The sequence below is a fragment of the Sphaerisporangium sp. NPDC049457 genome (assembly GCF_055586705.1).
Genome location: NZ_JBVJHR010000004.1, coordinates 85,316 through 108,787 on the forward strand (window position 1 = coordinate 85,316; position 23,472 = coordinate 108,787).

16 protein-coding genes are annotated in these 23,472 nt (G+C 73.4%); 15 read left to right on the forward strand and 1 reads right to left on the reverse strand.

The genetic code is table 11. The annotated features are described in order from the left end of the window. The first annotated feature begins 2 nt into the window (after positions 1–2). The 9 genes from ACZ6QO_RS08045 to ACZ6QO_RS08085 all read left to right on the forward strand — a co-directional run bounded on the left by ACZ6QO_RS08045 (position 3) and on the right by ACZ6QO_RS08085 (position 9,474). A complete protein-coding gene (locus tag ACZ6QO_RS08045) occupies positions 3–818 on the forward strand; it encodes an amino acid ABC transporter ATP-binding protein (protein ID WP_465848785.1) in 816 nt (271 codons plus the stop codon). After that, entirely contained in the window at positions 815–1,936 is a 1,122-nt protein-coding gene (locus tag ACZ6QO_RS08050) for a CapA family protein (RefSeq protein WP_465848787.1), read from the forward strand. Before ACZ6QO_RS08045 ends, ACZ6QO_RS08050 begins: the two co-directional genes overlap by 4 nt. After that, entirely contained in the window at positions 1,929–3,167 is a 1,239-nt protein-coding gene (locus tag ACZ6QO_RS08055; protein WP_465848789.1) for a CaiB/BaiF CoA transferase family protein, read from the forward strand. The genes ACZ6QO_RS08050 and ACZ6QO_RS08055 overlap by 8 nt, the downstream gene beginning before the upstream one ends. A gap of 1 nt (position 3,168) precedes the next feature. Then, positions 3,169–4,245 (forward strand): 2-hydroxyacyl-CoA dehydratase, encoded by a 1,077-nt coding sequence (locus ACZ6QO_RS08060; protein ID WP_465848791.1) that lies wholly within the window; start codon positions 3,169–3,171, stop codon positions 4,243–4,245. Continuing rightward, entirely contained in the window at positions 4,233–5,480 is a 1,248-nt protein-coding gene (locus tag ACZ6QO_RS08065; RefSeq protein WP_465848793.1) for a 2-hydroxyacyl-CoA dehydratase, read from the forward strand. Before ACZ6QO_RS08060 ends, ACZ6QO_RS08065 begins: the two co-directional genes overlap by 13 nt. Before the next feature lie 127 nt (positions 5,481–5,607). Next, the gene (locus ACZ6QO_RS08070; protein ID WP_465848795.1) at positions 5,608–6,540 is read left to right on the forward strand and encodes an SDR family oxidoreductase; all 933 of its coding nucleotides are present in this window, start codon (positions 5,608–5,610) and stop codon (positions 6,538–6,540) included. Positions 6,541–6,545: 5 nt separating this feature from the next. Next, a complete protein-coding gene (locus tag ACZ6QO_RS08075) occupies positions 6,546–7,436 on the forward strand; it encodes an amidohydrolase family protein (RefSeq protein ID WP_465849180.1) in 891 nt (296 codons plus the stop codon). Next, complete coding sequence (locus ACZ6QO_RS08080; RefSeq protein ID WP_465848796.1) at positions 7,433–7,891, forward strand: MaoC family dehydratase; 459 nt, start codon at positions 7,433–7,435, stop codon at positions 7,889–7,891. Before ACZ6QO_RS08075 ends, ACZ6QO_RS08080 begins: the two co-directional genes overlap by 4 nt. Positions 7,892–7,929: 38 nt before the next feature. Beyond that, the gene (locus ACZ6QO_RS08085; RefSeq protein WP_465848797.1) at positions 7,930–9,474 is read left to right on the forward strand and encodes an acyl-CoA synthetase; all 1,545 of its coding nucleotides are present in this window, start codon (positions 7,930–7,932) and stop codon (positions 9,472–9,474) included. A gap of 76 nt (positions 9,475–9,550) precedes the next feature. Here ACZ6QO_RS08085 and xynC read toward each other — a convergent pair whose 3' ends face one another. Continuing rightward, entirely contained in the window at positions 9,551–11,257 is a 1,707-nt protein-coding gene (xynC, locus tag ACZ6QO_RS08090; protein ID WP_465848799.1) for a glucuronoarabinoxylan endo-1,4-beta-xylanase XynC, read from the reverse strand. A gap of 542 nt (positions 11,258–11,799) precedes the next feature. Between xynC and ACZ6QO_RS08095 the strand changes: the two genes are divergently transcribed. The 6 genes from ACZ6QO_RS08095 to ACZ6QO_RS08120 all read left to right on the forward strand — a co-directional run bounded on the left by ACZ6QO_RS08095 (position 11,800) and on the right by ACZ6QO_RS08120 (position 23,150). Continuing rightward, positions 11,800–12,732, forward strand: a complete 933-nt coding sequence (locus ACZ6QO_RS08095; protein WP_465848800.1) for an ABC transporter ATP-binding protein — start codon at positions 11,800–11,802, stop codon at positions 12,730–12,732. After that, on the forward strand, positions 12,729–13,433 hold the full coding sequence (locus tag ACZ6QO_RS08100) for an ABC transporter ATP-binding protein (protein ID WP_465848802.1): 705 nt from the start codon (positions 12,729–12,731) through the stop codon (positions 13,431–13,433). The genes ACZ6QO_RS08095 and ACZ6QO_RS08100 overlap by 4 nt, the downstream gene beginning before the upstream one ends. A gap of 34 nt (positions 13,434–13,467) precedes the next feature. After that, positions 13,468–16,746 carry an FtsX-like permease family protein gene (locus ACZ6QO_RS08105; RefSeq protein WP_465848804.1) on the forward strand — a complete coding sequence of 1,093 codons (3,279 nt, stop codon included), beginning with the start codon at positions 13,468–13,470 and terminating at the stop codon, positions 16,744–16,746. Beyond that, positions 16,743–19,532: an FtsX-like permease family protein gene (locus ACZ6QO_RS08110; protein ID WP_465848806.1), complete on the forward strand. Its 2,790-nt coding sequence runs from the start codon at positions 16,743–16,745 to the stop codon at positions 19,530–19,532. The genes ACZ6QO_RS08105 and ACZ6QO_RS08110 overlap by 4 nt, the downstream gene beginning before the upstream one ends. 558 nt (positions 19,533–20,090) lie before the next feature. Then, on the forward strand, positions 20,091–21,551 hold the full coding sequence (locus tag ACZ6QO_RS08115) for an arabinofuranosidase catalytic domain-containing protein (RefSeq protein ID WP_465848807.1): 1,461 nt from the start codon (positions 20,091–20,093) through the stop codon (positions 21,549–21,551). Between the two features lie 222 nt (positions 21,552–21,773). Continuing rightward, a complete protein-coding gene (locus ACZ6QO_RS08120) occupies positions 21,774–23,150 on the forward strand; it encodes a pectate lyase family protein (RefSeq protein WP_465848809.1) in 1,377 nt (458 codons plus the stop codon). Positions 23,151–23,472 lie beyond the last annotated feature (322 nt).

The following is a 23,472-nucleotide window of genomic DNA, read 5'->3' on the forward strand; positions in this document are numbered from 1 at the left end:
CGATGAGCGACACACCGGTCCTGCGCGTCCGTGACGTGCGCAAGCAGTTCGGCGGCAACGTGGTGCTCGACGAGTTCAGCCTCGACGTGCACGAGGGCGAGGTCGTCACGGTGATCGGCCCGTCCGGGTCGGGCAAGTCCACCCTGGTCCGCTGCGTCCACCAACTGGAGAGCATCGACGGCGGGGCCATGTACCTCGACGGGGAACTGCTCGGCTACGAGACCCACCGGGGCCACCTGCGCCCGCTGCCCGACCGGCGCGTGGCCGCCCAGCGCGGCCGCATGGGCATGGTCTTCCAGCAGTTCAACCTGTTCCCGCACTGGAACGTGCTACGCAACGTCACCGAGGCGCAGGTGCTGGTCCACCGCCGTGACCCCGGCGAGGCGCGCGAGGAGGCGCTGAGGCTGCTGGACCGCGTGGGGCTCGCCGACAAGGCGGACGCCCATCCCCGGACGCTCTCGGGCGGCCAGCAGCAGCGCGTCGCCATCGCCCGCGCCCTGGCCACCAACCCGCGGATCATGCTGTTCGACGAGCCCACCAGCGCTCTGGATCCCGAGCTGGTGGACGAGGTGCTGGGCGTCGTGCGCGACCTGGCACGCGGCGGCATGACGATGATCATCGTGACGCACGAGATGAGCTTCGCCCGCGAGGTGGCCGACCGGTGCGTCTTCATGGAGAAGGGCCGGGTGATCGAGGCCGGCACCCCGGAGGAGATCTTCGACAAGCCCGCCTCGCCCCGCCTCCGAGCCTTCCTGTCGCGCTTCTCCGCGGCGCAGAACTCCCACGAAAGCATGCTTGAGGAGGAGACCACCTCTTGAGTCTCACGGTAATGGCCGTCGGCGACCTCATCGTCGACGAGCCCGGCCCCGCGTCCTTCTTCGCCCCGGCCCGCGCGACCCTGGGCCGGGGCGACGTGGTGATCGGCCACGTCGAGGTGCCCCACAGCACGTCCACCGCCCAGGTGAGCACCGACGTCCCCGCCCCGCCCGCCGACCCCGCCGCGCTCTCCGCGGTCGCCGAAGCCGGCTTCCACGTGGTGACGCTCGCGGGCAACCACGTCTACGACGTCGGCGACCAGGGGGTGGCCGACACGATCAAGTACGCGTCCGAGGCCGGGATGGCCACCGCGGGCGCCGGCATGACCCTCGGCGAGGCCCGCCGTCCCGCCGTCGTGGAACGCGACGGCATGCGGATCGGCGTGCTGAGCTACAACTGCGTCGGCCCGCGCGAGTCCTGGGCGACCAGCCGCAAGCCCGGCTGCGCGTACATCAAGGTGCTGACGCACTACGAGCTCGACCACGCCAGCCCCGGCGGGCCGCCCGCCGTCTACACCTTCGCCGACCCCGCCGCGCTGGAGCGGATGGCCGAGGACGTGGCGGCCCTGGCCGCCGAGGCCGACGTCGTGCTGGTGTCACTGCACAAGGGCGTCGGGCACACGCCCGCCGTGCTGGCGATGTACGAGCGGCCGGTCGCCCACGCCGTCATCGACGCGGGCGCGCACGCCGTCTTCGCCCACCACGCCCACATCATGCGGGGCGTCGAGATGTACCGCGGCAGGCCGATCTATCACGGGCTGGGCAACTTCGTGACCGTCACCCGCGCGTTGACGCCCGCGACGGGCGACGAAGGCGAACGGGCCGCGTGGGCGCGCCGCAGAGTCGAGCTGTACGGCTTCGCCCCCGACCCGGACATGCCGTACTACCCCTTCCATCCCGAGAGCCGGAACACCGCCATCGCGGTCTGCCGGTTCGACCGCGACGGCCTGGTCTCGGCGGGCATCGTGCCCTGCCGGATCGACGACGCGGGCCGGCCGGTGCCGCTCGGCGACGACGAGGAAGGGCGGCGGGTCGTGTCGTACATCCAGGACATCACGCGACGGGCGGGCCTGGCGACAGAGTTCCGCTGGGAGGGCGAGGAGGTGGTGCTGCGTGGCTGACCGTCCGCTCGCCGGCCGCACGGTGATCGATCTGACCACCGCGCTGTCCGGCCCGTACGCGACCCTGCTGCTGGCCGGTCTCGGCGCCCGCGTGATCAAGGTGGAGAATCCGCTGACCGGCGGCGACGCCTCGCGCAACAACGCCCCCTACCTCGGCGCCGAGGGGCTGACGCTGGCCCGCCACGGGGACGACGACATGTCGGTGTCGATGCTCCTGCGCGGCCGCAACAAGCAGAGCGTCACGCTCAACCTCAAGCATCCGAAGGCCCGCGAGATCCTGGCCGGTCTGGTGCGGACCGCGGACGTCATGATCGACAACTACAGCGCCGGCGTCATGGCGCGGCTCGGCATCGGCCACGACTGGGCGAGCGCGATCAACCCGCGCATCGTGTGCACGTCGATCAGCGGTTTCGGCGCGCAGGGCGGTCCCGGCTCTGGCAAGGCGATGGACACCATCATCCAGGCGCTCAGCGGCGTGATGATGACCGCGGGCGCGCCCGGCGAGCCGCCCGTCCGCTTCGGGTTGCCGGTGGGCGACCTGGTCGCGCCGCTGTACGCGGTGATCGGCACGCTCGCCGCGGTGCTGCGGGCCGACGCGACCGGCCAGGGCCAGCACGTGGACGTGTCCATGCTGGGGGCGCTGACCTCGATGGTCGCGTGCGAGCCGTTCGACGCCTACGAGAAGCTCGGCCTGCCCATGCGCACGGGGACGACCGTGCCCAGGCTGGCGCCGTTCGGCACCTTCCCCGCCGCGGACGGCTGGTTCGCGCTGTGCGGCCCCACCGACGCGTTCGCCCGCGGCCTGTTCGCGGCGATGGGGCGCGACGAGCTGGCCGCGGACCCGCGGTTCGCCACCCGGGACGCGCGCGTGGCCAACGCCGGCGAGCTGCACGGGCTGGTGGCCTCGTGGGCGGCCGGCCTCCCGCTCGCCGTGCTCCTCGACCTGCTCACCAGGAACGGCGTGCCCGCCGCCGAGGTACGCGACCCCGGCGCCGCCGTGCGCGACCCGCTCGTGCTCGAACGCGAGGAGGTCGTGCCGCTGGAGCATCCGCGCCACGGCCGCCACGAGGACCTGTACGGGACCGGCGTGCCGATCCGCTTCTCCGCCTCCGAGGCGGCGCTCGACCGGCCGGCGCCCGATCTCGGCGAGAACAACGCCGACATCTACGGCGGCCTGCTCGGCTACTCCGGCGACGAGCTCAAGGCGCTGGCCGAGGAAGGGGTGATCTGACATGCCCGCGGCACTGGCCACGCTGGAGGAGGCCTACTCCCGGCGCGGCGCACCCTTCGAGGGCCCGGCGCCGGTCGTCGGCTACGTCGGGGCCGACGTGCCGGTCGAGCTGCTGACCGCCGCGGGGCTCCGCGCGTTCCGCCTCACGGGCGACCCGGAGGCCGATTCCGCGCTCGGCGACCGGTACCTGGGCACCGGGGTGGATCCGGCCGCCCGCTCGGTGCTCGCCCGGCTGCTCGACGGGTCCTTCGGCGACCTCGACCGCGTGGTGGTCTCGCACGACTGCGAGGCGTCCCTGCGGCTGTTCTACGCGCTGCGCGAGCTGCGTCGCGTGCAGCCCGGCACGGCGCTGCCCGAGGCGTACCTGGTGGACATCCTGCACCTGCCGCACCGCACGACCGCCCGTTACAACCGCCGCAGGATCGGCGAGTTCGCCGCCAGGCTCGAAGCCTGGACCGGCCGCCCCCTCCGCCTGGCCGAGGCGGTGGCGGCGCACGACGAGCGGCGCCGCCTGCTGGCCGCCGTCGCCGAGCTGCGCTGGGCGGTGCCCGCCCGCCTGACGGGGCGGCAGTTCCTCGCGGTGGCCAATGCGGCGCTGCCCGTGGCGGAGCACATCGCGCTGCTGGAACGGCTGCTGGCCGAGGCCGGAGAGCTCGCGGAGCACCCCGGGCGGCGGGTCTTCCTCAGCGGCAGCGACCACGACACGCCGCACGTGTACGAGGCCGTCGAGTCCGAGGGCCATGTGATCGTCGGTGAGGACCACTCCTTCGGCGGCCCCCTCTCCGAGGAGCCGGTCGGTGCGGGCGGCCTGGACGCGCTGGCCGAGCACTACCACCACAGCGGCCCGACCGCGCACCGGGCCACGGCGGGCGAGCGCGCCGCGCACGTGGCGACGGCCGTACGGCGCTGCCGGGCCGAGCTTCTGGTCGCCTATTCCAGAGCCGGTGACGAGGCCCCCGCGTGGGACTTCCCCGCGCAGCGCGCGGCGATCGACATCCCGGCCGTCGCGCTGGAGCGCCAGGAGTACGGGCGTGCCGACCTGACCGCCCTGCGGAAGGAAGATCCATGCGCAGTGTGAAATCCCTCGCCACGGCGGCCGAGGCGGGCGCGCACCAGCGCGAATGGTTCGCCGGCCTGCGCCGGCGGGTCGACGCGCGCGAGCCGTTCGCGCTGCTGAACGCGGACGTCCCACACGAGATCTTCCGCACGATGGACATCCCGTACGCGGTCAGCCAGTGGTGGGCGTCGCTGGTGACCGCCAAGCAGCGCTCGGGGCACTACCTGGATCTGGTGCGGGGGCGCGGCTACCCCGACTACTCCGAGCAGTACAACTCGGTCACTCTGGGCTCCGCCTTCGACCCGGAACCGGAGTCCGGGCCGTGGGGCGGCCTGCCCAGGCCGGACATCATCGTCGGCGACGCCTCCGGCGACGTCACCCGCAAGATCTTCGACATCTGGGGCCAGGAGCCCGGGGTCACCTTCTACCCGCTGGAGAGCGCCGCCGAGAACGAGGTCCCGGTCAACTGGTGGGAGCTCATGCCGCACAGGTGGGAGCAGGCCGTCGGCACGGCGAGGCTGGACCTGCTCACCGCGGAGCTGGAGAACCTCGTCAGGTTCCTGGAGACCACCACCGGCAGGCGGTTCCGCGAGTCCCGCCTCCGCGAGGTGATGGCGCTGGTCAACGAGCAGGAGGAGTGGAACAGGAAGACGCGCGACCTCATCGCCCGCGCCCGCCCCGCACCGCTCAGCGTCGTCGACAGCATCCCTAGCGTCATGCTCCCGCAGTGGCACCGCGGCACCGAGTGGGCCAGGGACATCGCCAGGCGCTTCTACGAGGAGGTGCGCGACCGGGTGGACGCCGGCCATGGCGTGTGCGAGGGCGAGCGGGCCCGGCTGATGTGGATCGGCCGCGGCCTCTGGTACGACATGGGCTTCTACCAGCGCTTCCAGGAGAAGTACGGCGCGGTCTTCGTCTGGTCGATGTACCTCGCCATCGCCGCCGACGGCTACGCGCGTTACGGCGACGACCCCATGCGGGCGCTGGCGGCGCGCTTCGCCGCCTTCACCGACCAGCTCTACACCCCGCCGTGGTCCAGCGAGTGGTACGTGAAGGAGGCCCGCCTGCACGGCATCGACGGCGTGGTCCACCTGGTCTCCGACGACCCTCGGGGCAGCTACTTCACCGCCGCCGCGCTGGAGGCGGCCGGGATCCCGGTGATCGAGATCCACGCCGACAACGTCGACACGCGCACCTTCGACGACGAGGTGGCCGAGCGCGTCGGCCGGTGGCTGGAGGACGTCGTCCTGGCCTGATTTTCAGCTTTCCGAAACCGCGATCGCCGCGTGCGCCAGGTGCGCACAAATGCTGAACAGTTTTTTGACGATCGTCAAGAATGTGACTTATATTCGCATCATCGCCGTACAACTCAGGGGGAGCCCCATGGATCTATCCGGCAAGGTCGCCGTTGTCACAGGCGCGGGCCGCGGGCTCGGCCGCGCGTACGCCGAGGCGCTGGCCGCGGCCGGGGCGGCGGTCGTCGTCAACGACGTGGACGGCGAAGCGGCCGCGGCGGTCGTCGACGCCATCACCGCCGGCGGCGGCAGGGCGCGCGGCGTCGCCGCCCCGGTCGGATCCGCCGAGGTGGCCGACCGGCTGGTCGCCACCGCGGTCGAGGAGTTCGGCCGGCTGGACGTGATGGTCACCAACGCGGGCATCCTGCGCGACCGCGTCCTGTGGAAGATGTCGGACGACGACTTCGACGCCGTGATCGACGTGCACCTGCGCGGGACGTTCACCTGCGCGCGGGCCGCGGCGGTGCGGATGCGCGAGCAGGGGACCGGCGGCCGGCTGGTCCTGGTCTCCTCGCCGGCGGGCCAGCGCGGGAACTTCGGCCAGACCAACTACGCGGCGGCCAAGGCCGGCATCGTGGCGATGGCCAGGACCTGGGCGATGGAGCTCGCCAGGGCGGACATCACGGTCAACGCCGTCGTCCCGGTGGCGGCCACGGAGATGACCAGGACCATTCCCGCGTTCGCGCCGATCATCGAGGAGGCGGAGCGCACCGCGAGCCCGTTCCCCGACTGGCTGCGCAAGGACGAGGGGCTGGGCACGGTCGAGGACGTGGCGGGCCTGGTCGTGTTCCTCGCCTCGGACGCCTCCGCCGGCGTGACCGGCCAGGCGATCGGCATCGGCGGCGACCGCCTCGCGCTGTGGTCGCACCCGGCGGAGAAGGCCGTCGCGTTCGCCGACGGAGGCTGGTCGGCCGAGGCCATCGCCGCCTCCTGGCGGTCGGGCGTCGGCGCCGAGCCCGAGACGTACGGGATCCCCGCCCCCAAGGTCCCCGCCCCGGAGGCGCAAGGGGGCCCGGCATGACCGCCATGAACGTCGCCGAGCTGGTCGCGATCGACGTGCACACCCACGCGGAGATCTCCAAGGACGGGCACGGCTCGCTGAGCCCTGAGCTGTTCGGGCCCTCGGAGGACTACTTCAAGGCCCACGGGCACCGGCAGCCGACCATCGCCGAGATGGCCGCGTACTACCGCGAGCGGAAGATGGCCGCGGTGGTGTTCACCGTGGACGCCGAGCACGCCACCGGGCACCCGCGCATCTCGAACGAGGAGGTCGCGGAGAGCTGCGCCGAGCACGCCGACACGCTGATCCCGTTCGCCAGCGTCGACCCCTGGAAGGGCAGGGCGGGCGCGCGCGAGGCGCGGCGGCTGGTCGCGGAGCACGGCGTGCGCGGGTTCAAGTTCCACCCGAGCATCCAGGGCATCGCCCCCAACGACCCGGTGGCCTACCCGCTGTACGAGGCGATCGAGGAGCTGGGCGTCCCCGCGCTGTTCCACACCGGGCAGACCGGCATCGGGGCCGGCGTCCCCGGCGGGGGCGGCATCCGGCTCAAGTACGGCAACCCGATGCTGGTGGACGACGTGGCCGTGGACTTCCCCGAGCTGCGGATCATCCTCGCCCACCCGTCGTTCCCCTGGCAGGACGAGGCGCTGGCCGTCGCCACGCACAAGCCGTACGTCTACATCGACCTGTCGGGGTGGTCGCCGAAGTACTTCCCCCCGCAGCTCGTGCGGTACGCCAACACGCTGCTGAAGGACAAGGTGCTCTTCGGCTCCGACTACCCCGTGATCACCCCGGACCGCTGGCTGGCCGACTTCGGCAAGCTGGAGATCAAGCCCGAGGTCCGCCCGAAGATTCTGAAGGACAACGCCGTACGCCTGCTCGGCCTCGGCGACCAGGAGAGGACGACAGGCGTATGACCACCACGGCGAACGGGCTCGACGAGATCAGGGCGCTGGCCGGCAGGGATCTCGGCCACAGCGGCTGGCTGGAGATCACCCAGGACCGGGTGAACACCTTCGCCGACGCCACCGACGACCACCAGTGGATCCACGTCGACCCCGACCGGGCCAAGGACGGGCCGTTCGGCGGCACCATCGCCCACGGGTACCTGACCCTGGCCCTGGTCATCCCGCTGTTCAACGAACTGCTCGACATCCAGGGCGTGAAGATGAGCGTCAACTACGGCCTGGAGAAGGTCCGCTTCCCCAGCCCGGTGAAGGTGGGCGCCAAGATCCGCATGACCGCCACCGTCGGCGCGGTCGAGGACGTCCCCGGCGACGGCGTGCAGATGCAGCTCGACTGCACCGTCGAGATCGAAGGCGCGAGCAAGCCGGCCTGCGTCGCCCGCGCCATCTACCGGCACTACGCCTGACCCGCGACCGGGCCCGGCTCACAGAAGGTCGAACACCCATGCGCAACGCCGGACTGGGAGGGTGGCCCGCCCGCCGGGCCCAGATGTCGCCGGACCGGACCGCGTTCATCTTCGCGGACCGGTCCGTCACCTACGCCGAGATCCACGAGCGGACGACGCGGCTGGCGTCGCGGCTGCGCGCCGCGGGCGTGCGGGCCGGCGACCGGGTCGCCTACCTCGGCCGCAACCACGTCGCCTTCGCCGAGACGATGTTCGCCGCGCACCTGCTCGGGGCGATCTTCGTGCCGCTGAACTTCCGCCTGGCCGCCCCCGAGATCGGGTACATGCTGGACCACTCGGGCGCCGAGGTCCTGATCTACGCGCCCGAGTGCGCCGAGGTGGTCCGGGCCCTGCCGGACGCCACGGCTCCCCTGCGGGTGGCCCTCGGCGAACCGGGGCCGGGGGAACCGCATTACGACACCTGGCTCGCAGAGGGGGAGACCACCCCGATCGACACGCCCGTGCGGCTGGAGGACACCGCGCTCATCCTCTACACCTCGGGGACGACCGGGCGGCCCAAGGGCGCGACGCTCACCCACGGCAACCTCGTGTGGAACTGTTTCAACCTCCTGCCCGGCGTCGACGTCACCAGCGACGAGGTGACGCTGATCAGCGCGCCGCTCTTCCACGTCGCCGCCCTGAACCAGACCCTGCTGCCGACCTTCCTCAAGGGCGGCCGCTCGGTGATCATGCCGTCGTGGGACGTGGACGAGTGCTACGACCTCATGGAGAAGCACGGTGTCACCTGGATGTTCGGGGTCACCACCATGTTCGCCGCGTTCGCCAGGTCGCCCAGGTGGGCCCGCGCGGACCTGTCGTCGCTGCGCCTCCTCATGGCCGGGGGCGCGGCGGTCCCCGCCGCGCTGATCCGCACCTACCAGGAACGGGGCCTGGTGTTCTGCCAGGGGTACGGGCTCACCGAGACCGCTCCCGGCGCCACCTTCCTGGAGGCCGGCGAGAGCGTGCGCAAGGTGGGCTCTGCGGGGGTGCCGGTGTTCTTCGCCAACGTGCGGGTCGTCCGGCCCGACGGCACGGACGCGGCGGCGGGCGAACCGGGCGAGGTGCTCATCCAGGGGCCGAACGTGACCCCCGGCTACTGGCGCGACCCGGACGCGACCGCGGCCGCGTTCTCCGAGGACGGCTGGTTCCGCTCCGGCGACGTCGCCGTCCTGGACGAGGACGGCCACCTGTACATCGTGGACCGGGTCAAGGACATGTACATCTCGGGCGGGGAGAACGTCTACCCGGCCGAGGTCGAGGCCGTGCTCTTCGAGCATCCGGCCATCGCCGAGGTCGCCGTGATCGGCGTGCCCGACGCCGAGTGGGGCGAGGTGGGCCGCGCGTTCGCGGTGCTGCGCCCCGGCGCGAGCGTCACCGCCGGCGAGCTGCGCGACTGGCTCCGCCCGCGCCTGGCCAAGTACAAGATCCCCTTCTATTTCGACATCACGGACGGCCTGCCGAAGACGGGCTCTGGAAAGATCCAGAAACCCCGGCTGCGGGGCCTCCCGCTGCCGGACGCCGGCGCCTCGGCCGCTTCCCCATGACCGGCCGGTACGGCCCCTCCGGCGCGGGAGGGGCCGCACCCGTCATTCACCGGGGGGCCTTCGGGGAGGTCGCCGGTCAGACCACGGTGCAGGGGACGCCGTTGAGGGTGAAGGCGGTCGGTTCGGCGGTGTTGCCGGTGTGGGTGGCCTGGAAGCCGATGTCGGCGGTGGCCCCGGGGGCGAGCGTGCCGTTGAAGGCGGCGTTGCGGGCGCTCACCTGGCCGCTGGAGGGCGAGTAGGTGGCGTTCCAGCCCGAGGTGATCGACTGGCCGGAGGGCAGGGTGAAGACCAGCGTCCAGCCGTTGATCGTCGAGTTCGTGGTGTTGGTGATGCTGATGGCCGCGGTGAAGCCGTTGTTCCAGGCGTTCATCGTGTAGGAGACCCGGGGGCCCGTCCCGCCGGTCGGCGTCGGCGTGGGCGTCGGGGTCGGGGTGGGGGTGGGAGTGGGCGTCGGGGTGGGCGAGGGCGAGGGGCCCGTGCCCACGCTCGCCACGAAGGTCGTCACGCTTCGGGCGGGGAGTGTGACGTTGAGGGAGCCGTTCGACACGCTGGTGGCCCCCTGGGGCGCGACGTTCCTGCTCGCGTCGGTCACCCAGGACGATGCGGTGGTCACGGCGCTGTTCGCCACGGTGAACTGCTGGCTCACCGCGGAGGTGTTCTTGTTGACGGCGACGATGACGATCTGCGAGTCGCCGCCCTTGTACGCGGAGACGTAGACGTTCGACGCCGGGTTCGCCGTCGCGTCGATCCGCACGTATCCGGGGCGGACGAACCTGGCGAAGTGCGCCATCATCGCGCCGCGCTTGCTGATCTGGCCGTCTTCGCGCATGGGGCCGTAGCTGCGCCGGATGTACCACCAGATGTACGCCTGGAACTCGGCGTCCACCATGGCGTGGTGGATGTGCTCACCCACGTCGAGCGCCTGGGGCCACGAGTCCGCCGAGTCGGTGCTGTTGGGGTAGTAGACCTCGGTCATCCAGAGCTCTTTGCCCGCGCCCTTCTGCTTGAACAGGGGGTAGGGGAAGTTCGAGTACGACGTGCCGTAGAGGTGGGCGCCGATGATGTCGGTGTTGGCGAGCGCCGCCGAGTCGTTGAGGATCGGGTCCGACATGCTCTTCACATACTGGAAGGACTCTGGCGCGATGACCCTGGTGCTGATCGAGCCGGCGTTCTCCCGCAGGAACCGCACCATCTCCGTGGAGGTCCACCATGTCCACTCGGACGCGTAGTCGGGCTCGTTCTGCACCGAGATGCCGTACAGGTTGACCCCGTTGTTCCGCATGTAGGCGGTGAAGTCGTTCAGGTACTGGGCATAGGCGCCGTACGAGCTGTACCGGAGGCGCCTCGCGTTGGTCTGGCCGCCGCGGGTGAAGGTCTCGATCATGCTGCTGGGGGGGTTCCACGGCGAGGCGATGACGCTCGCGCCGAGCTCGACCGCGCGCTTCGCCGTCGCCAGGTCACGGCCCCAGTCCCCCTGGGTCTCGTAGACGGGGATCCGCAGCACGGAGAACCCCAGCCGGCCCTCGCCGGTGCCGAACGCCGTCTCCCGCTGGGCGGCCGTCAGGTCGCCGATCCAGCCCGCGTGGGCCATGCCGCCGAAGCCCCGGATCGTCTGCCGCGGCGCCGACGGGTTGATGACCGCCGTCGCGGCCGCGGCCTCCGTGGCCCCGGCGACCGTCGTCGCGGCCGCGACGACCGACAGAGTCCCCATCGTCGTCAGGACGGCTCTCCGGCTCGGCATCCTGTGCTCGCCGCTCACCGGCTCGTTCCTGTCTTCCGTCATGTCTTCTCCTCTTGGCGGTCGGCCCTTGATCCGCGCCTTCTCGGTCCCGTCGGCCGGTCGGCGCCGATCGCCGGCGTCGCCACTCGGATGGACCTTGATCGTGTCGTCGCCGACACGTTCGGCTTTGATCGACCCTTGCGGTTGTTAGCGCTAACATCACCTCTCGCGGACCCGCACGCTAATGCGACGGAGATGCGGACCGCCCAGGTGGCCGCGCGAAGGGGTGACGCTCCAGCGGAGTGTGGTTCCGCCGTCGGCGGGGGGTCAAGCACGAGACGGGCCCGCGAACCGGCGAACTGTACGAATGCCGCGCCGCACGCTGAAAATTTCAGCTCGGGAACCCGCGGCGGCCGGGCCGCCCACGGCGCTGACCATGCCTGAGCGGCGCGGACGACGGTCCGGGCACGCGGGCACGACCCCCGCCCCGTCCCTGAGGACGCCGCCCTCCCGGAAACCGCCGTCCGTCCTCGCCTTCATCTGAGGCGCACGGGGCTATAGAGTCTGCACGAATTCTCCCTGATTGCCGGGGCCGAAGGAGGGGGATGGCCGCCACACCGCTGTCCCTTCCGCAACCGCCCCCGCGGGCGCCCGAGTTCGGGCGGGACGCGCTCATCGCGTGCGAGAGCCTCGTGCGCATCTACCAGTCCGGGTCGATCGAGGTGCAGGCGCTGCAGGGGCTCGACCTGGTGGTGGACGCCGGCGAGATGGTCGCCGTCGTCGGGGCGTCCGGTTCCGGCAAGTCGACGCTGCTGTCCATCCTCGCCGGCATCGACGCCCCCACCGCCGGCCGGGCGCGCGTCGACCGGTGGGACCTGCTGTCGATGTCCCGCGCCGACCGCGTGCGCTACCGGCGGCACACCGTCGGGTTCGTCCGGCAGCAGACGGCGGCCAACCTCGTGCCCTACCTGACCGCGCGGCAGATGGTCGACCTGCCGATGACGGCGGCCCGCACGCCGGCCCGCGCCCGCCGCGCGCGCGCCACCGAGCTGCTGGACGCCCTCGGCGTCGCCGACTGCGCCGACCGGCGTCCCGCGCAGCTGTCCGGCGGGCAGCAGATGCGCGTCGCCATCGCCGTGGCCCTCGCCAACGAACCCCGCGTCCTGCTGGCGGACGAGCCGACCGGCGAACTGGACACCGCCGCCTCCGCCCAGGTCTTCGAGACGTTACGGGACGTCAACCTGCGGCTCGGGGTCACCGTCGTCATCGTGACCCACGACCCGGAGGTCAGCGGCCAGGTCGAGCGCACCGTGTCGATCCGCGACGGGCGCACCAGCAGCGAGGTGCTGCGCCGCACCACCGCCGACGCCGACGGTGGCGCCCAGGTCGTCGCCGAGGAGTACGCCGTGATGGACCGCGCCGGGCGGATCCAGGTCCCGCGCGACTACCGCGAGGCGCTGGCGCTGACCCGGCGCGTCCGCCTGGCACTGGAGTCCGACCACGTCGCGATCCGCCCCGACCAGGGAGAGCGCTTATGAGCGCGGGACCGGACGGCGCGCCGCTGCTGTCGGTGCGGGGCGTCCACCGCACCTTCGGCGCCGGCCCGGCGGCCGTCCACGCCCTGCGCGAGGTGTCGTTCGACCTGGCCGCCGGCACCATGACCGCCCTCGTCGGCCGGTCGGGCTCCGGCAAGACCACCCTGCTCAACGTCATCGGCGGTCTGGACCGCCCCGACGCCGGCACCGTCCGGCTCGACGGCGACGACATCACCGCCCTCGACGAGGACGGCCTGTCACGCCTGCGGCGCGAGAAGGTCGCCTACGTGTTCCAGACGTTCGGGCTGATCCCGGTGCTGTCGGCCGCCGAGAACGTCGGGGCCCCGCTGCGGCTGGCCCGCGTCCCGCAGCCGGAACGCGAGCGCCGCGTCGAGCTGTTGCTGGAGCTGGTGGGCCTGGCCGGCCACGCCCGGCAGCGTCCGGGCGAGCTGTCGGGAGGCCAGCAGCAGCGGGTGGCGATCGCGAGGGCCCTCGCCGCCTCGCCCCGGCTGCTGATCGCCGACGAGCCGACCGGGCAGCTCGACGCCGAGACCGGTCTGTCGGTGATGGCGCTGCTGCGCGGAGTGGTGGAGTCCGAGGGCGTCACGGTGCTGGTGTCCACGCACGACCCTGTGATGATCGCGCTGGCGGACCGGGTCATCCGGATCTCCGACGGCCGGCTGCACGAACAGGGAGCCGCGTGACCCACCCGCCCCGCCCCGCCGTCTGGAGCGGTCTGTGCTGAGGTTGCTCGGGCGGCGTGCTCGTGTGCAGTGGCCGTTGCTGGCCGCGCTTCTCGCCGTCGTCGTGGCCGGGCCCACTCTGCTCGGCGTCTGCGCTCTTCTGGTCACCCGTACCGCCGAGCGGGCGCTGGAGGTCGCCGCGTCGCGCGCCGACCCCGGCGACGTCGACGTCACCGCCTACACCGTCACCATCCGCGGCGCCGACGCGCGTTCCGTCGTCGACGACACCCGCGACGTGCTCACCTCGGCGCTCGCCCCGTTCGCCGCGACGACGGCCGCGCGCGCGTCGTCGACGATGCGGTCGCTGCCCGGAGCGCGCCCCGGCGGGAACGGCGTTCCGGCGAGCGCCTATCTGTCCGCCGTGGAGAACCTGCCGGCCCGCGCCCGGCTGACCGCCGGCCGCTGGCCGCGCGCCGCGTCCGGCGCCGCCCGGCCCGCCGCGCCGCTGGAGGCCCTCGTCCTGGAGCCCACCGCGCGGCTGCTCGGCCTCACTCCCGGCAGCCGCGTCCGCCTCGGCGCTGAGCTGTCCGTCGACGCGCGCCCACCGGTCGAGCTGACCGTCGTCGGCGTCGCGCGCCCGCGGCCGGGCACCGGCTGGGACCGCGACCCGCTCGCCGGCGCCGGCTACGACCTCGACTACAACGACGGCCGCTCCCACGCCTACGGGCCGTTCATCGTCGACCTCGCCGACCTGATCGCCAGTGGCTCCAACCTCACACAGCTGGAGATCACCGCCCATCCGGACCTGTCCGCCCCCGCCCTCCGTGACCTCGACACCGTCACCGGGGCCGTCATCGGCGCCGACCACCGGCTGGAAATCAGCCTCGGCGACCGGGTACAGCTCCAACGCGTCGCCTCACGGCTGCCGGCGACCCTGCTGTCCGCCCGCGACCAGCAGCGGGTCACCACGGCGGGCGTGCTCACCGTCGCCGTCCTCGGCATCGTCCTCACCGCGACCGCCCTCGCCCTCGCGGCCCGGCTCACGGCCGGTGTGCGGGCGGACGAGACCGCGCTGCTGTCCGCTCTCGGCCTCGGCCGCGGCCGGCTCGCGGTCACCGCGGCCGTCGAGGCCGGCGCGCTCGCCGCGCTCGCCACCGCGCTCGCGATCCCCGCGTCCTCTCTCCTGCACGCCGGCCTCACGCGCCTGCCGCCGACGGCGCGGGCCGGGCTGGCCGGCCCGCCGGTCGTGACCGGCGCCCAGGTGCTCGCCGTCGCCGGCGGCGCGCTGGCGCTCGCGGCGGTGCTCGTCGTGCTGCAGGCACGGCCCGCCTCGGTGGCCGGCGAGCGCCTCGGCCGGCGCGAGCTGCTGGCCCGCTCCGGCGCCGACCTGCTGCTCGTGGCGTTCGCCGTCGCCGGCTGGTGGCAGCTGGACGCTCAGCCCGGCGGGGCCGGGTCGCGCGCCGACGTCGTCCGCGTGCTCGCTCCCGCGCTGTTGCTCACCGCCGGCGCCGCGCTGGCGCTGCGCTTGGTGCCGCCCGCGCTGCGCGGCGCCGACCGGCTGGCGCGCCGCGCCCGCGGGCTGGTGCTTCCGCTCACCGCGTTCGAAGCCGCCCGCCGGCCGCAGGCGGTCGCCGCGGGCCTGCTGATCGGGCTGGCGTGCGCGGCCGGCATGTTCGGCGTCGCCTTCGACGCCACCTGGCAGCGTTCGCAGCACGACCAGGCCGACCTGTCCGTCGGCACCGACCTCGCCCTCAGTCTCACCGCTCCGCCGGCCGCCGGGCAGGGCGCGGCCGTCGCCGCGGCCACCGGGGGAACGGTGCGCCCGGCCACCGACCGCGGCGTCGCCGTCGGGCAGTGGCTCGGCAGCGCGGGGGACGCGACGCGGCTGGTCGCCGTCGACACCACTCGCGCCGAGACCCTGCTGCGCGGCCAGGTCGGCGACGGCCGCTCCTGGCGGGACGTGGGGGCCTCTCTCGCACCGCCGGCCCGGGTCGTCGGCGTCGCCGTCCCGGCCGGCGCGGCGCTCACCCTGACCGGGACGGCGTCCGGCGCCATCCCGATCAGCGTGACCCCGAAGCTGCTGGTGCAGGACGACGTGACGGGCCTGCGCACGTCCTGTGTCGGCGCGGCCGTCCCGCTCGACGGCAGGGCGCACCCGCTGCCGCCGTGCGCGACGGCCGCGGGGCTCCGCCTGGTCGCGGTCTCCCTCCCGTTCACGGCCGACGCCGTACCGGCGCCGGCCGACCGCGACGCCGGCTCCGCTGACTCCCCCGACGCTACCGACGCCTCCGGCTCCCCCGACGCCTCCGACGCCGCTTCGGCGAACCCCGCGGACAGCCGCGTCGCCGTCACCATCACGGTGCCGGGCTCACCGGCCCCGGCCGGCGAACCGCCCGGGTCGGGCTGGACCGCCACCTCCGCCGCACCCGCCCCCGGGCTGCTCGCCCGGCCGGCCGTCGCCCTGACCCGGACCGCCGAGGGCGCCGGGCTGCGGATGACGACGACCGTCAAGCTCGTCGGACCGCAGGACGCCGCGCGGAACCTGATCGCCACCGCCTTCCCCGACCCGGTGACGGTGCCCGTCGCCGTCTCGGGCCGCTTCGCCGACGAGGTCGGCGCCCGGCCCGGCTCGCTGCTCAGCCTCACCCTCGGCACCACGGACGTCCCGATCAGCGTCACCGAGGTGCTGCCCACCGTCCCGTCCGCGCCCGGCGACGCCGCGCTCCTGACCGACCTGGACATGCTGTCCCGCGCCCTCGCCGTCAGCGGCGACCTGACCTCGCCCGTCGACGCCTGGTGGGTCGGCCACCCTGCCCAGGGCGCCGTGACGCGGGTCGCCGCCCTCGACCTCGGCACCACGACCAGCCGGGAGACCGAGATCACCCGCCTCACCGGGGGCCCGCTGCGCGCGGGGCTGCCCGCCGCGCTCCGCCTGCTCGTGCCCGCCGCGGTGCTGCTGCTGTTCGTCGGCGTCGTCCTGCACGTGACCTGCGACCTGCACCTGCGTGCCCTGGAGGTGGCGCGGCTGCGGGGCATCGGGATGACCCGGCGCGAGATCCGCACCGTGCTGCTCGGTCAGCACGTCGGTGTCCTGCTGCCGCTTCTCGCGGCGGGCGCGGCCATCGGCGCGCTCGCCACCCGCCTCGTCGCGCCTCTGCTCATCCGCTCCGACACCGGTGCCGCGCCCGTCCCTGCGGCCCTGCCCGTCTGGCCGTGGGCCGCGGAAGCCGTCCTGTTCGCCCTGCTGGCGGCCGGGTGCGCGCTCGCGGTGACCGCCGTGGTCGCCGTCCAGACCCGCCGCGCCGACGCCGCCCACCTGCGGGTGGCGTCGTGACGGGACGCCCCGGCCGCCGGTGGGCGCTCGCCTCGCGGTGGCGGCCCGCCCCGCACTGGCCGAGCGTCCGCGGGCGCGCCGCCGCCGACACCGGGCCCCTGCTGCTGGCCGCCGCCGTCGTCGCGGTGGTCACCCTGCTCGCCGGCGCGATGCCGCCGATGCTGCGCGCCACCGCCGACCTCGCCGTCCAGGACGCGGTCGCACGTACCGGCGGCGACGACGTCGTGGTCCAGGCCGGCTGGGAGCCCGACGGCGGACCCAGAGGGGGGCGTCTACGCCTTCCCCGCCTCGCGGAGGACGTCGACGACTTCCGCGACCGGGCCCTGCAGGCCCTCGACCCCGGCATGCGCGCCGCGCTGCGCGCGCCCGTCGCCACCGTCACCAGCGACCCCCTCAAGGTCATGGACGGTAGCGTGCTGCGCACCTTGCAGCTCCTCTACTTCGCGAGCGGCGAAGGCGGCGGCCCGCGCGTGACCTGGCTCACCGGCGGCCCGCCCCGCGCCCCCGCGAACACGGTGGGCGGCCGGATCGAGATCCCGTTCGGGACGGCGCCATGGCCGGTGCAGGCCGGCCTGTCCGAGGCGAACGCCGCCGCGATGAACGTGCGTCCCGGCGCCCGGATCCCGCTCGCGGACAGCGAGGGCAACAGCAAGATCGTCCAGGTCAGCGGCATCTTCCGTCCGGTGGACGGCGGCGACCCCCTCTGGCGGTCCCATCCCTGGCTGCTGCGTCCCGTCGCCGGCGCGGACGGCGCCGGCTCCACGCGGCTCGCCGGACTGCTGTCGGCGGAGTCGCTGCCCGACGCCCGCCTCGCCCTCGACGATGAACAGTTGCGGCGCACCGTCCGGTTCAGCGCCGACCCGGCGAAGCTCACCTCGGACTCGGCCCAGGCGGTGGCCAAGGCAGCGGTCGCGCTGAAGGCGGGCTCCGGCTCCTCCGGCGCGCGCAACAGCACCCTGAAGTGGGAGACGCGGCTCGACGCCGTGCTGCGGGACGTCCAGACCCAGGTGGGCGCCGCGTCCGCCCAGGCGTCCGTCATGCTCGCCGGCGTGCTGACCGTCGCCATCCTGGTTCTGCTGCTCGCCGCCGACCTGCTGGTCCGCCGCCGCGCCCCCGCGCTGGCCGCCGCCCGGCGGCGCGGCGCGGCCCTGCCCGACCTCACGACCGAACTGCTGCTGGAGTCCGCCGTGGTCGCGCTGTCGGCCGCCGCGGCCGGGCTCGCGACGGCCCAGGTGGTGGCCTCGGGCGCCTCGCTGGGGTGGACGGTCCCCGTGGTCCTGGCCGCCGTCGCCGCCGGCCCGGCGTTCGGCACGCTCGCCGCGGCGCGCGCCACCCGCGACCGGCGGGTCCCCGCCAACCGGTCCGCGCGCCGCTGGGCCGGCCAGACCGACCGGCTGCGCCGCGCGACCGTCGAGACCGCGGTGCTGGTCGCCGCGGTCATCGCCCTCGTCGCGTTGCACCAGCGCGGAATCCTCCCCGCCGCCGGCGACGCGACCCGTCCGGCGGGCGGACTGGACGGCGGCGGGGCGCTGCCCGCGAGCGCGCCCGCGCTGGGTGTCATCGCCGGGGCGCTCATCGTGCTGCGGCTGCTGCCGGCCGGGACGCGCCTGGTGCTGCGGCGCGCGCTCGGCTCCCGCCGCCCGCTGGCGGTGTTCGGCGCCGCGCGCGCGGTCGCGACGTCCGCGCGGGCGCTGCCGCTGCTGGTGCTGGTGACCTCCACCGCGCTGGCGTCGTTCGCGCTCGTGGTCGACGCCACCGCCCGCCAGGGCCTGGAGGACGGCGCGTGGCGCACCGTCGGCGCCGACGCCCGCGTGGACGTCGCGCCCGCCGCCGCGTCCGCCACCCCCGAGCTCGCCCGGCGGATCACCGGCGCACCGGGGGTGCGGCAGGTCGTCACCGCGCAGGTCAGCGACGCGACGCGGGTCGTCGCCGACACCCAGATCGTCCCCTCGCGCCTGGTGATAGTGGACGCCTCGGCGTTCCGGCGGCTGCTCGCCTCCACCCCGCTGCCGGACGTGCCCGCGCTCGCCCGCCTCGGGGCGGCCGGCCGGGGCGAGGTCCCCGCGCTGGTGCGCTCCGCCGGCGGCGCCCTGCGGCCGGGCATGCGGCTGGAGCTGCATCGCGACGGCGCCCCGTCCATCCGGATCACCGCCGTCGGCACGGCGCCTCCCGTCGGCGACGCCGCCGACATCGTCCTGATGGACGCCGCCACGCTCGCCGCCGCCGGCATGGCCGCCGTCCCGAACACGGTGTGGGTGGCCGGCCCCGGGGCGGCACGGGCGGTGGCCGCGAGCCCGGTCGCGGCGGACGTCGTGGTGCGCGCGGACGTCCTTCGCGCGCGCGGCGGAGCGCCGCTGGCCTCGGGGCTGCTGCGGCTGGCGTGGGCCTCGGCCGCGATGCTGCTGGTGCTCGGGCTGCTGGGCCTCGCTCTCGGCGCGGCCGCGAGCGCGCCGGACCGGTGGCAGACCCTGACCCGGCTGCGCACCCTCGGCCTGCGACCCCGGGACGCCCGCTGGGTCGCCGCGGGAGAGCTGCTGCCGTCCGCGCTGGTGGCGGCCGTGTGCGGCCCGCTGCTCGGGGTGCTGCTCGCGCGCCTGACGTTCGGGCCGCTCGCGTTGCGGCTGCTCACGGGGCAGGACGCCGATCCGGCCCCGGTGTCGCCGTGGTGGATGCTCGCCCTGGTGGCCGTCGCGCTGCCGGCGGCGGTCGCCGTGGTGGTACCCGCCGAGTCGGCGCTGCGCCGCCGCCGGCGGCTGGGCGAGGTCCTGCGGGCGGGCGGCGGATAGCGGGGCCCGGTTCACCCGCACCGCTTGCCGCGCCGGCCCGGCGGCCGGGATCCGCCGAACATGTCCGCACATATCTTCGGCAATAGGTTGAAAGTTTCAACTTATTCGCCGCGCCGCACGACGCTCGTACCTCGATAAAAGCAGATGAACCGGGCGGGATGACGAGGGCGACCCGACCGGCGCTTGACGGGACCTGGGCGCGTCGCATTTGCTCCTCTTCATCGGACACCGCCCACAGAAGAAGGTTCGACTCCGGCAGAAGAAATGTTAGCGCTAACAGCAAATGTGACACCGGCGTCGTGCGCCGATATGGCAGGCCTGCCATCAGGCACGACGAGCAGCCGGATCGCATTCCGCCCATGCCTTCCCGCCGAGGGCATGGGCGTCGAATGGCGCGCACGCCCGCGGGCGGGAGCGCATATGTGCGAGCACGCGCGGCATCGAGAATGACGGCGCGGAGACACGCCGGCCCCATCTCTGGTTATCCGCCCGGATGGACCGAATACCACGCGTTAGCGCTAACAACGGCTTCTCGCGGAATCACGTCTGGAGTGCTCAATGAAGATTCCTCGCCTGCGGCTCTGGCTGGCCGCCGGAGTCGCCACCGCGGTCGCCGCGATCGGCGCGGTCGCGGCCCCCAACGCCCAGGCCGCCACCGGATGCCGCGTCGACTACAAGGTGACCAACCAGTGGCAGGGCGGTTTCGGAGCGAACGTGGACATCACCAACCTCGGTGATGCGATCAACGGGTGGCGGCTGACCTGGTCCTTCGGCGCCGGGCAGACCATCAGCCAGTTGTGGAACGGCTCGGTGACGCAGTCGGGCGCCCAGGTCACCGTCACCAACGCGAGCTACAACGGGACGCTGGGCACCGGCGCCACCACCAACTTCGGCTTCAACGGCACCTGGAACGGCAGCAACCCGGTGCCGGGGTCCTTCGCCCTCAACGGCGTGACCTGCACCGGAGTGACCGGTTCGCCCACCCCGTCCCCGACGCCCACCCCCACCCCCACCCCGACGCCGACGCCGACGCCGACGCCGACCCCGACGCCGACACCGCAGCCGCAGGATCTGCCGTGTGACATCTACGGCGCGGGCGGCACCCCGTGCGTCGCGGCGCACAGTACCGTGCGAGCGCTCTACCGCACGTACAACGGCAACCTCTACCAGGTCAGGCGCTCGTCGGACAACAGCACCAGGAACATCGGCGTCGTGACGGCGGGAGGCGTGGCCAACGCCTCGGCCCATGACTCGTTCTGCGCCGGCACCTCCTGCGTCACCACCATCGTCTACGACCAGTCCGGGCGGGGTAACAACCTGACCTACCAGGGATCCGGCGGCATCGGCGGCGCCGCGAGCCCCGCCAACGCCAGCACGGAGTCGCTGACGGTCGGCGGCGGCAAGGTCTACTCGCTCTACATCAACCCGGGCAACAGCTACTGGCGCGACGGCCACCTGACCGGCATCCCCACCGGCAGCGCGCCGGAAGGCATGTACATGGTCACCAGCGGCACGCACGTCAACAGCGGATGCTGCTTCGACTACGGCAACAGCGAGACGACCAGAAGAGCCGACGGCGCCGGGGCCATGGACGCGATCTACTTCGGCACCAGCTGCTGGTTCGGCGGCTGCTCGGGATCGGGCCCCTGGGTGCAGGCCGACCTCGAATACGGGCTCTACCCCGGAGGCAGCCAGTCCTGGAACCCCAACCAGAGGGCGTTCACCAGCAGGTACGTCACGGCGATGCTCAAGAACAACGGGACGTCGCGGTTCGCCATCAAGGGCGCCAACGCCCAGTCGGGCGGCCTGACCACCCTCTGGGACGGCTCCCTCCCCCGGGGCTACAGCCCCATGCGCAAGCAGGGGGCCATCATCCTCGGCAGCGGCGGTGACTGCTGCATCGACAACAGGAACCAGAGCCAGGGGACGTTCTACGAGGGGGCCATGGTCTCGGGCTACCCGTCCGACGCCACAGAGAACGCCATCCAGGCCAACATCATCGCCGCCGGATACCGCTGAGAGAGCCGGTGCGGCCCGCCGCCGGCGTGCGTGACGGCGGCGGGCCGCGCCTCCCACTCACCGCGAGCGCCACGTCGGCGGCCCGCGGGACGAAGACCGACGAAGACCCCGGCGCCCGACCTGGTCGTCCGGGGCGGCACGGCCCGGCTCGCCGCCGGAGAGGCCGGGCGTAAGGCGAGCGTGTTCTCCGCCCACGGGCGAGACCGACAAAGGAGCGCGACGATGTTCACACGACGGCGATGGCACGCGATGCTCACCGGGGCGGCCGCCGCTCTCCTGCTGGTGGCGGGGTTCACGGCGACGCGCGCCTCGGCCGCCGCCGGCTGCCGGGTCTCCTACACCGTGGAGTCTCAGTGGGGCGGCGGGTTCAGCGCGGCCGTCGCCATCACCAACGTGGGCGACGCGATCAACGGCTGGCAGCTGCAGTGGTCGTTCACCGCCGGGCAGACCGTGACGCAGGGCTGGAACGCGGTCTACACCCAGAGCGGGAGCACGGTCACGGCCGTCAACGAGTCCTACAACGGCGCCCTGGCGACCGGCGCCGGCACCACGATCGGCTTCAACGGCAGCTGGACCGGCGCCAACCCGATCCCCTCCTCGTTCACCCTCAACGGGGTCACCTGCACCGGCTCGGTCACCGGCTCCCCGTCACCCAGCCCGTCACCCAGCCCGTCGCCCAGCGCCACGCCCACCCCGTCCCCCAGTCCCACGCCCAGCCCGTCGCCCTCGACTACCCCGCCGCCGGCCACCGGCCTGGTGGGATGGGCCACCCAGGGCGGCGGCACGACCGGAGGCGGCACCGCCGGCGCCACCACGGTGACCAACTCCTCCGCGCTGAGCAGCGCGGTGAGCGGCAGCGGCTCCGCCGTGGTCCGGGTGTCCGGCACCATCTCGTGCTCGGGAATGATCTCCGTCGGTTCGAACAAGACCATCATCGGCAACTCCGGCGCGGTGATCGCCGGCTGCGGGCTGAACGTCTCGCGCGCGTCCAACGTCATCATCAGGAACCTGACCTTCCGCGACTGGAGCGACGACGCGATCAACGTCCAGTACTCCACCCGGGTGTGGATCGACCACAACACCCTGTCCAACGGCTACGACGGCGCGGTCGACATCAAGCGGGCCAGCAACTACGTGACCGTCTCGTGGAACCGGGTGTACAGCCACAACAAGGTCATGCTGCTCGGCCACGACGACGACAACGGCGCTGAGGACAGCGGCAAGCTGAAGGTCACCTACCACCACAACTACTTCGACGGCACCACCCAGCGCCACCCCCGGGTGCGCTTCGGCAACCCCGTGCACGTCTACAACAACTACTACCGCAGCGTGGGCGGCTACGGCGTGGCCTCGACGCAGGGGGCGGGCGTGCTGGTCGAGGGCAACTACTTCGAGAACACCAAGGACCCGTTCCACCTGGGCGAAGCCGACTCCGGCCCCGGCACCCTGGTCGCCCGCGACAACTACTTCACCGGCTCCGGCAGCGGCCAGCAGGGCGGCTCGGTGGCCGCGATCCCGTACTCCTACAGCAAGGACCCGGCGGCCAACATCAAGTCCATCGTCACCGCGGGCGCCGGCGCGGGCAAGATCCAGCTCTGAATCCGGGGGGACGGCCGGCGACGCACCTGCTCGAAGGCTCGCGCGCGGCCGTTCCCGCCCCTCATCTCCGATCGTCCCCCGGCGCTGGCCGAGCCGGGGGACGATCGGTCTGCGGCGGCCGAGTTATCCACAGTTTCCACAGACTCGTACACAGGTTCGAATATGATCTCCGTACGATCCGGCGGGCGCCGGGCCGGCACGGGAGCCGGGCGATGAAACATCCACAGACATCCCATGTCGCCAGGGCGGGACCTCGACATATTCGCTGGCCGAGCGAGAAGGCTGGACTTGTGCTCCATTCCGACTTACAAAGACATCCAAT

What these genes read in the sequence shown, in the direction of transcription:
- ACZ6QO_RS08045 (WP_465848785.1), top strand. Translation starts at nt 3, where the DNA reads ATGAGCGACACACCGGTCCTGCGCGTCCGTGACGTGCGCAAGCAGTTC.
- ACZ6QO_RS08060 (WP_465848791.1), top strand. Translation starts at nt 3,169, where the DNA reads ATGCCCGCGGCACTGGCCACGCTGGAGGAGGCCTACTCCCGGCGCGGC.
- ACZ6QO_RS08065 (WP_465848793.1), top strand. Translation starts at nt 4,233, where the DNA reads ATGCGCAGTGTGAAATCCCTCGCCACGGCGGCCGAGGCGGGCGCGCAC.
- ACZ6QO_RS08070 (WP_465848795.1), top strand. Translation starts at nt 5,608, where the DNA reads ATGGATCTATCCGGCAAGGTCGCCGTTGTCACAGGCGCGGGCCGCGGG.
- ACZ6QO_RS08075 (WP_465849180.1), top strand. Translation starts at nt 6,546, where the DNA reads ATGAACGTCGCCGAGCTGGTCGCGATCGACGTGCACACCCACGCGGAG.
- ACZ6QO_RS08080 (WP_465848796.1), top strand. Translation starts at nt 7,433, where the DNA reads ATGACCACCACGGCGAACGGGCTCGACGAGATCAGGGCGCTGGCCGGC.
- ACZ6QO_RS08085 (WP_465848797.1), top strand. Translation starts at nt 7,930, where the DNA reads ATGCGCAACGCCGGACTGGGAGGGTGGCCCGCCCGCCGGGCCCAGATG.
- xynC (WP_465848799.1), bottom strand. Translation starts at nt 11,257, where the DNA reads ATGACGGAAGACAGGAACGAGCCGGTGAGCGGCGAGCACAGGATGCCG.
- ACZ6QO_RS08095 (WP_465848800.1), top strand. Translation starts at nt 11,800, where the DNA reads ATGGCCGCCACACCGCTGTCCCTTCCGCAACCGCCCCCGCGGGCGCCC.
- ACZ6QO_RS08100 (WP_465848802.1), top strand. Translation starts at nt 12,729, where the DNA reads ATGAGCGCGGGACCGGACGGCGCGCCGCTGCTGTCGGTGCGGGGCGTC.
- ACZ6QO_RS08115 (WP_465848807.1), top strand. Translation starts at nt 20,091, where the DNA reads ATGAAGATTCCTCGCCTGCGGCTCTGGCTGGCCGCCGGAGTCGCCACC.
- ACZ6QO_RS08120 (WP_465848809.1), top strand. Translation starts at nt 21,774, where the DNA reads ATGTTCACACGACGGCGATGGCACGCGATGCTCACCGGGGCGGCCGCC.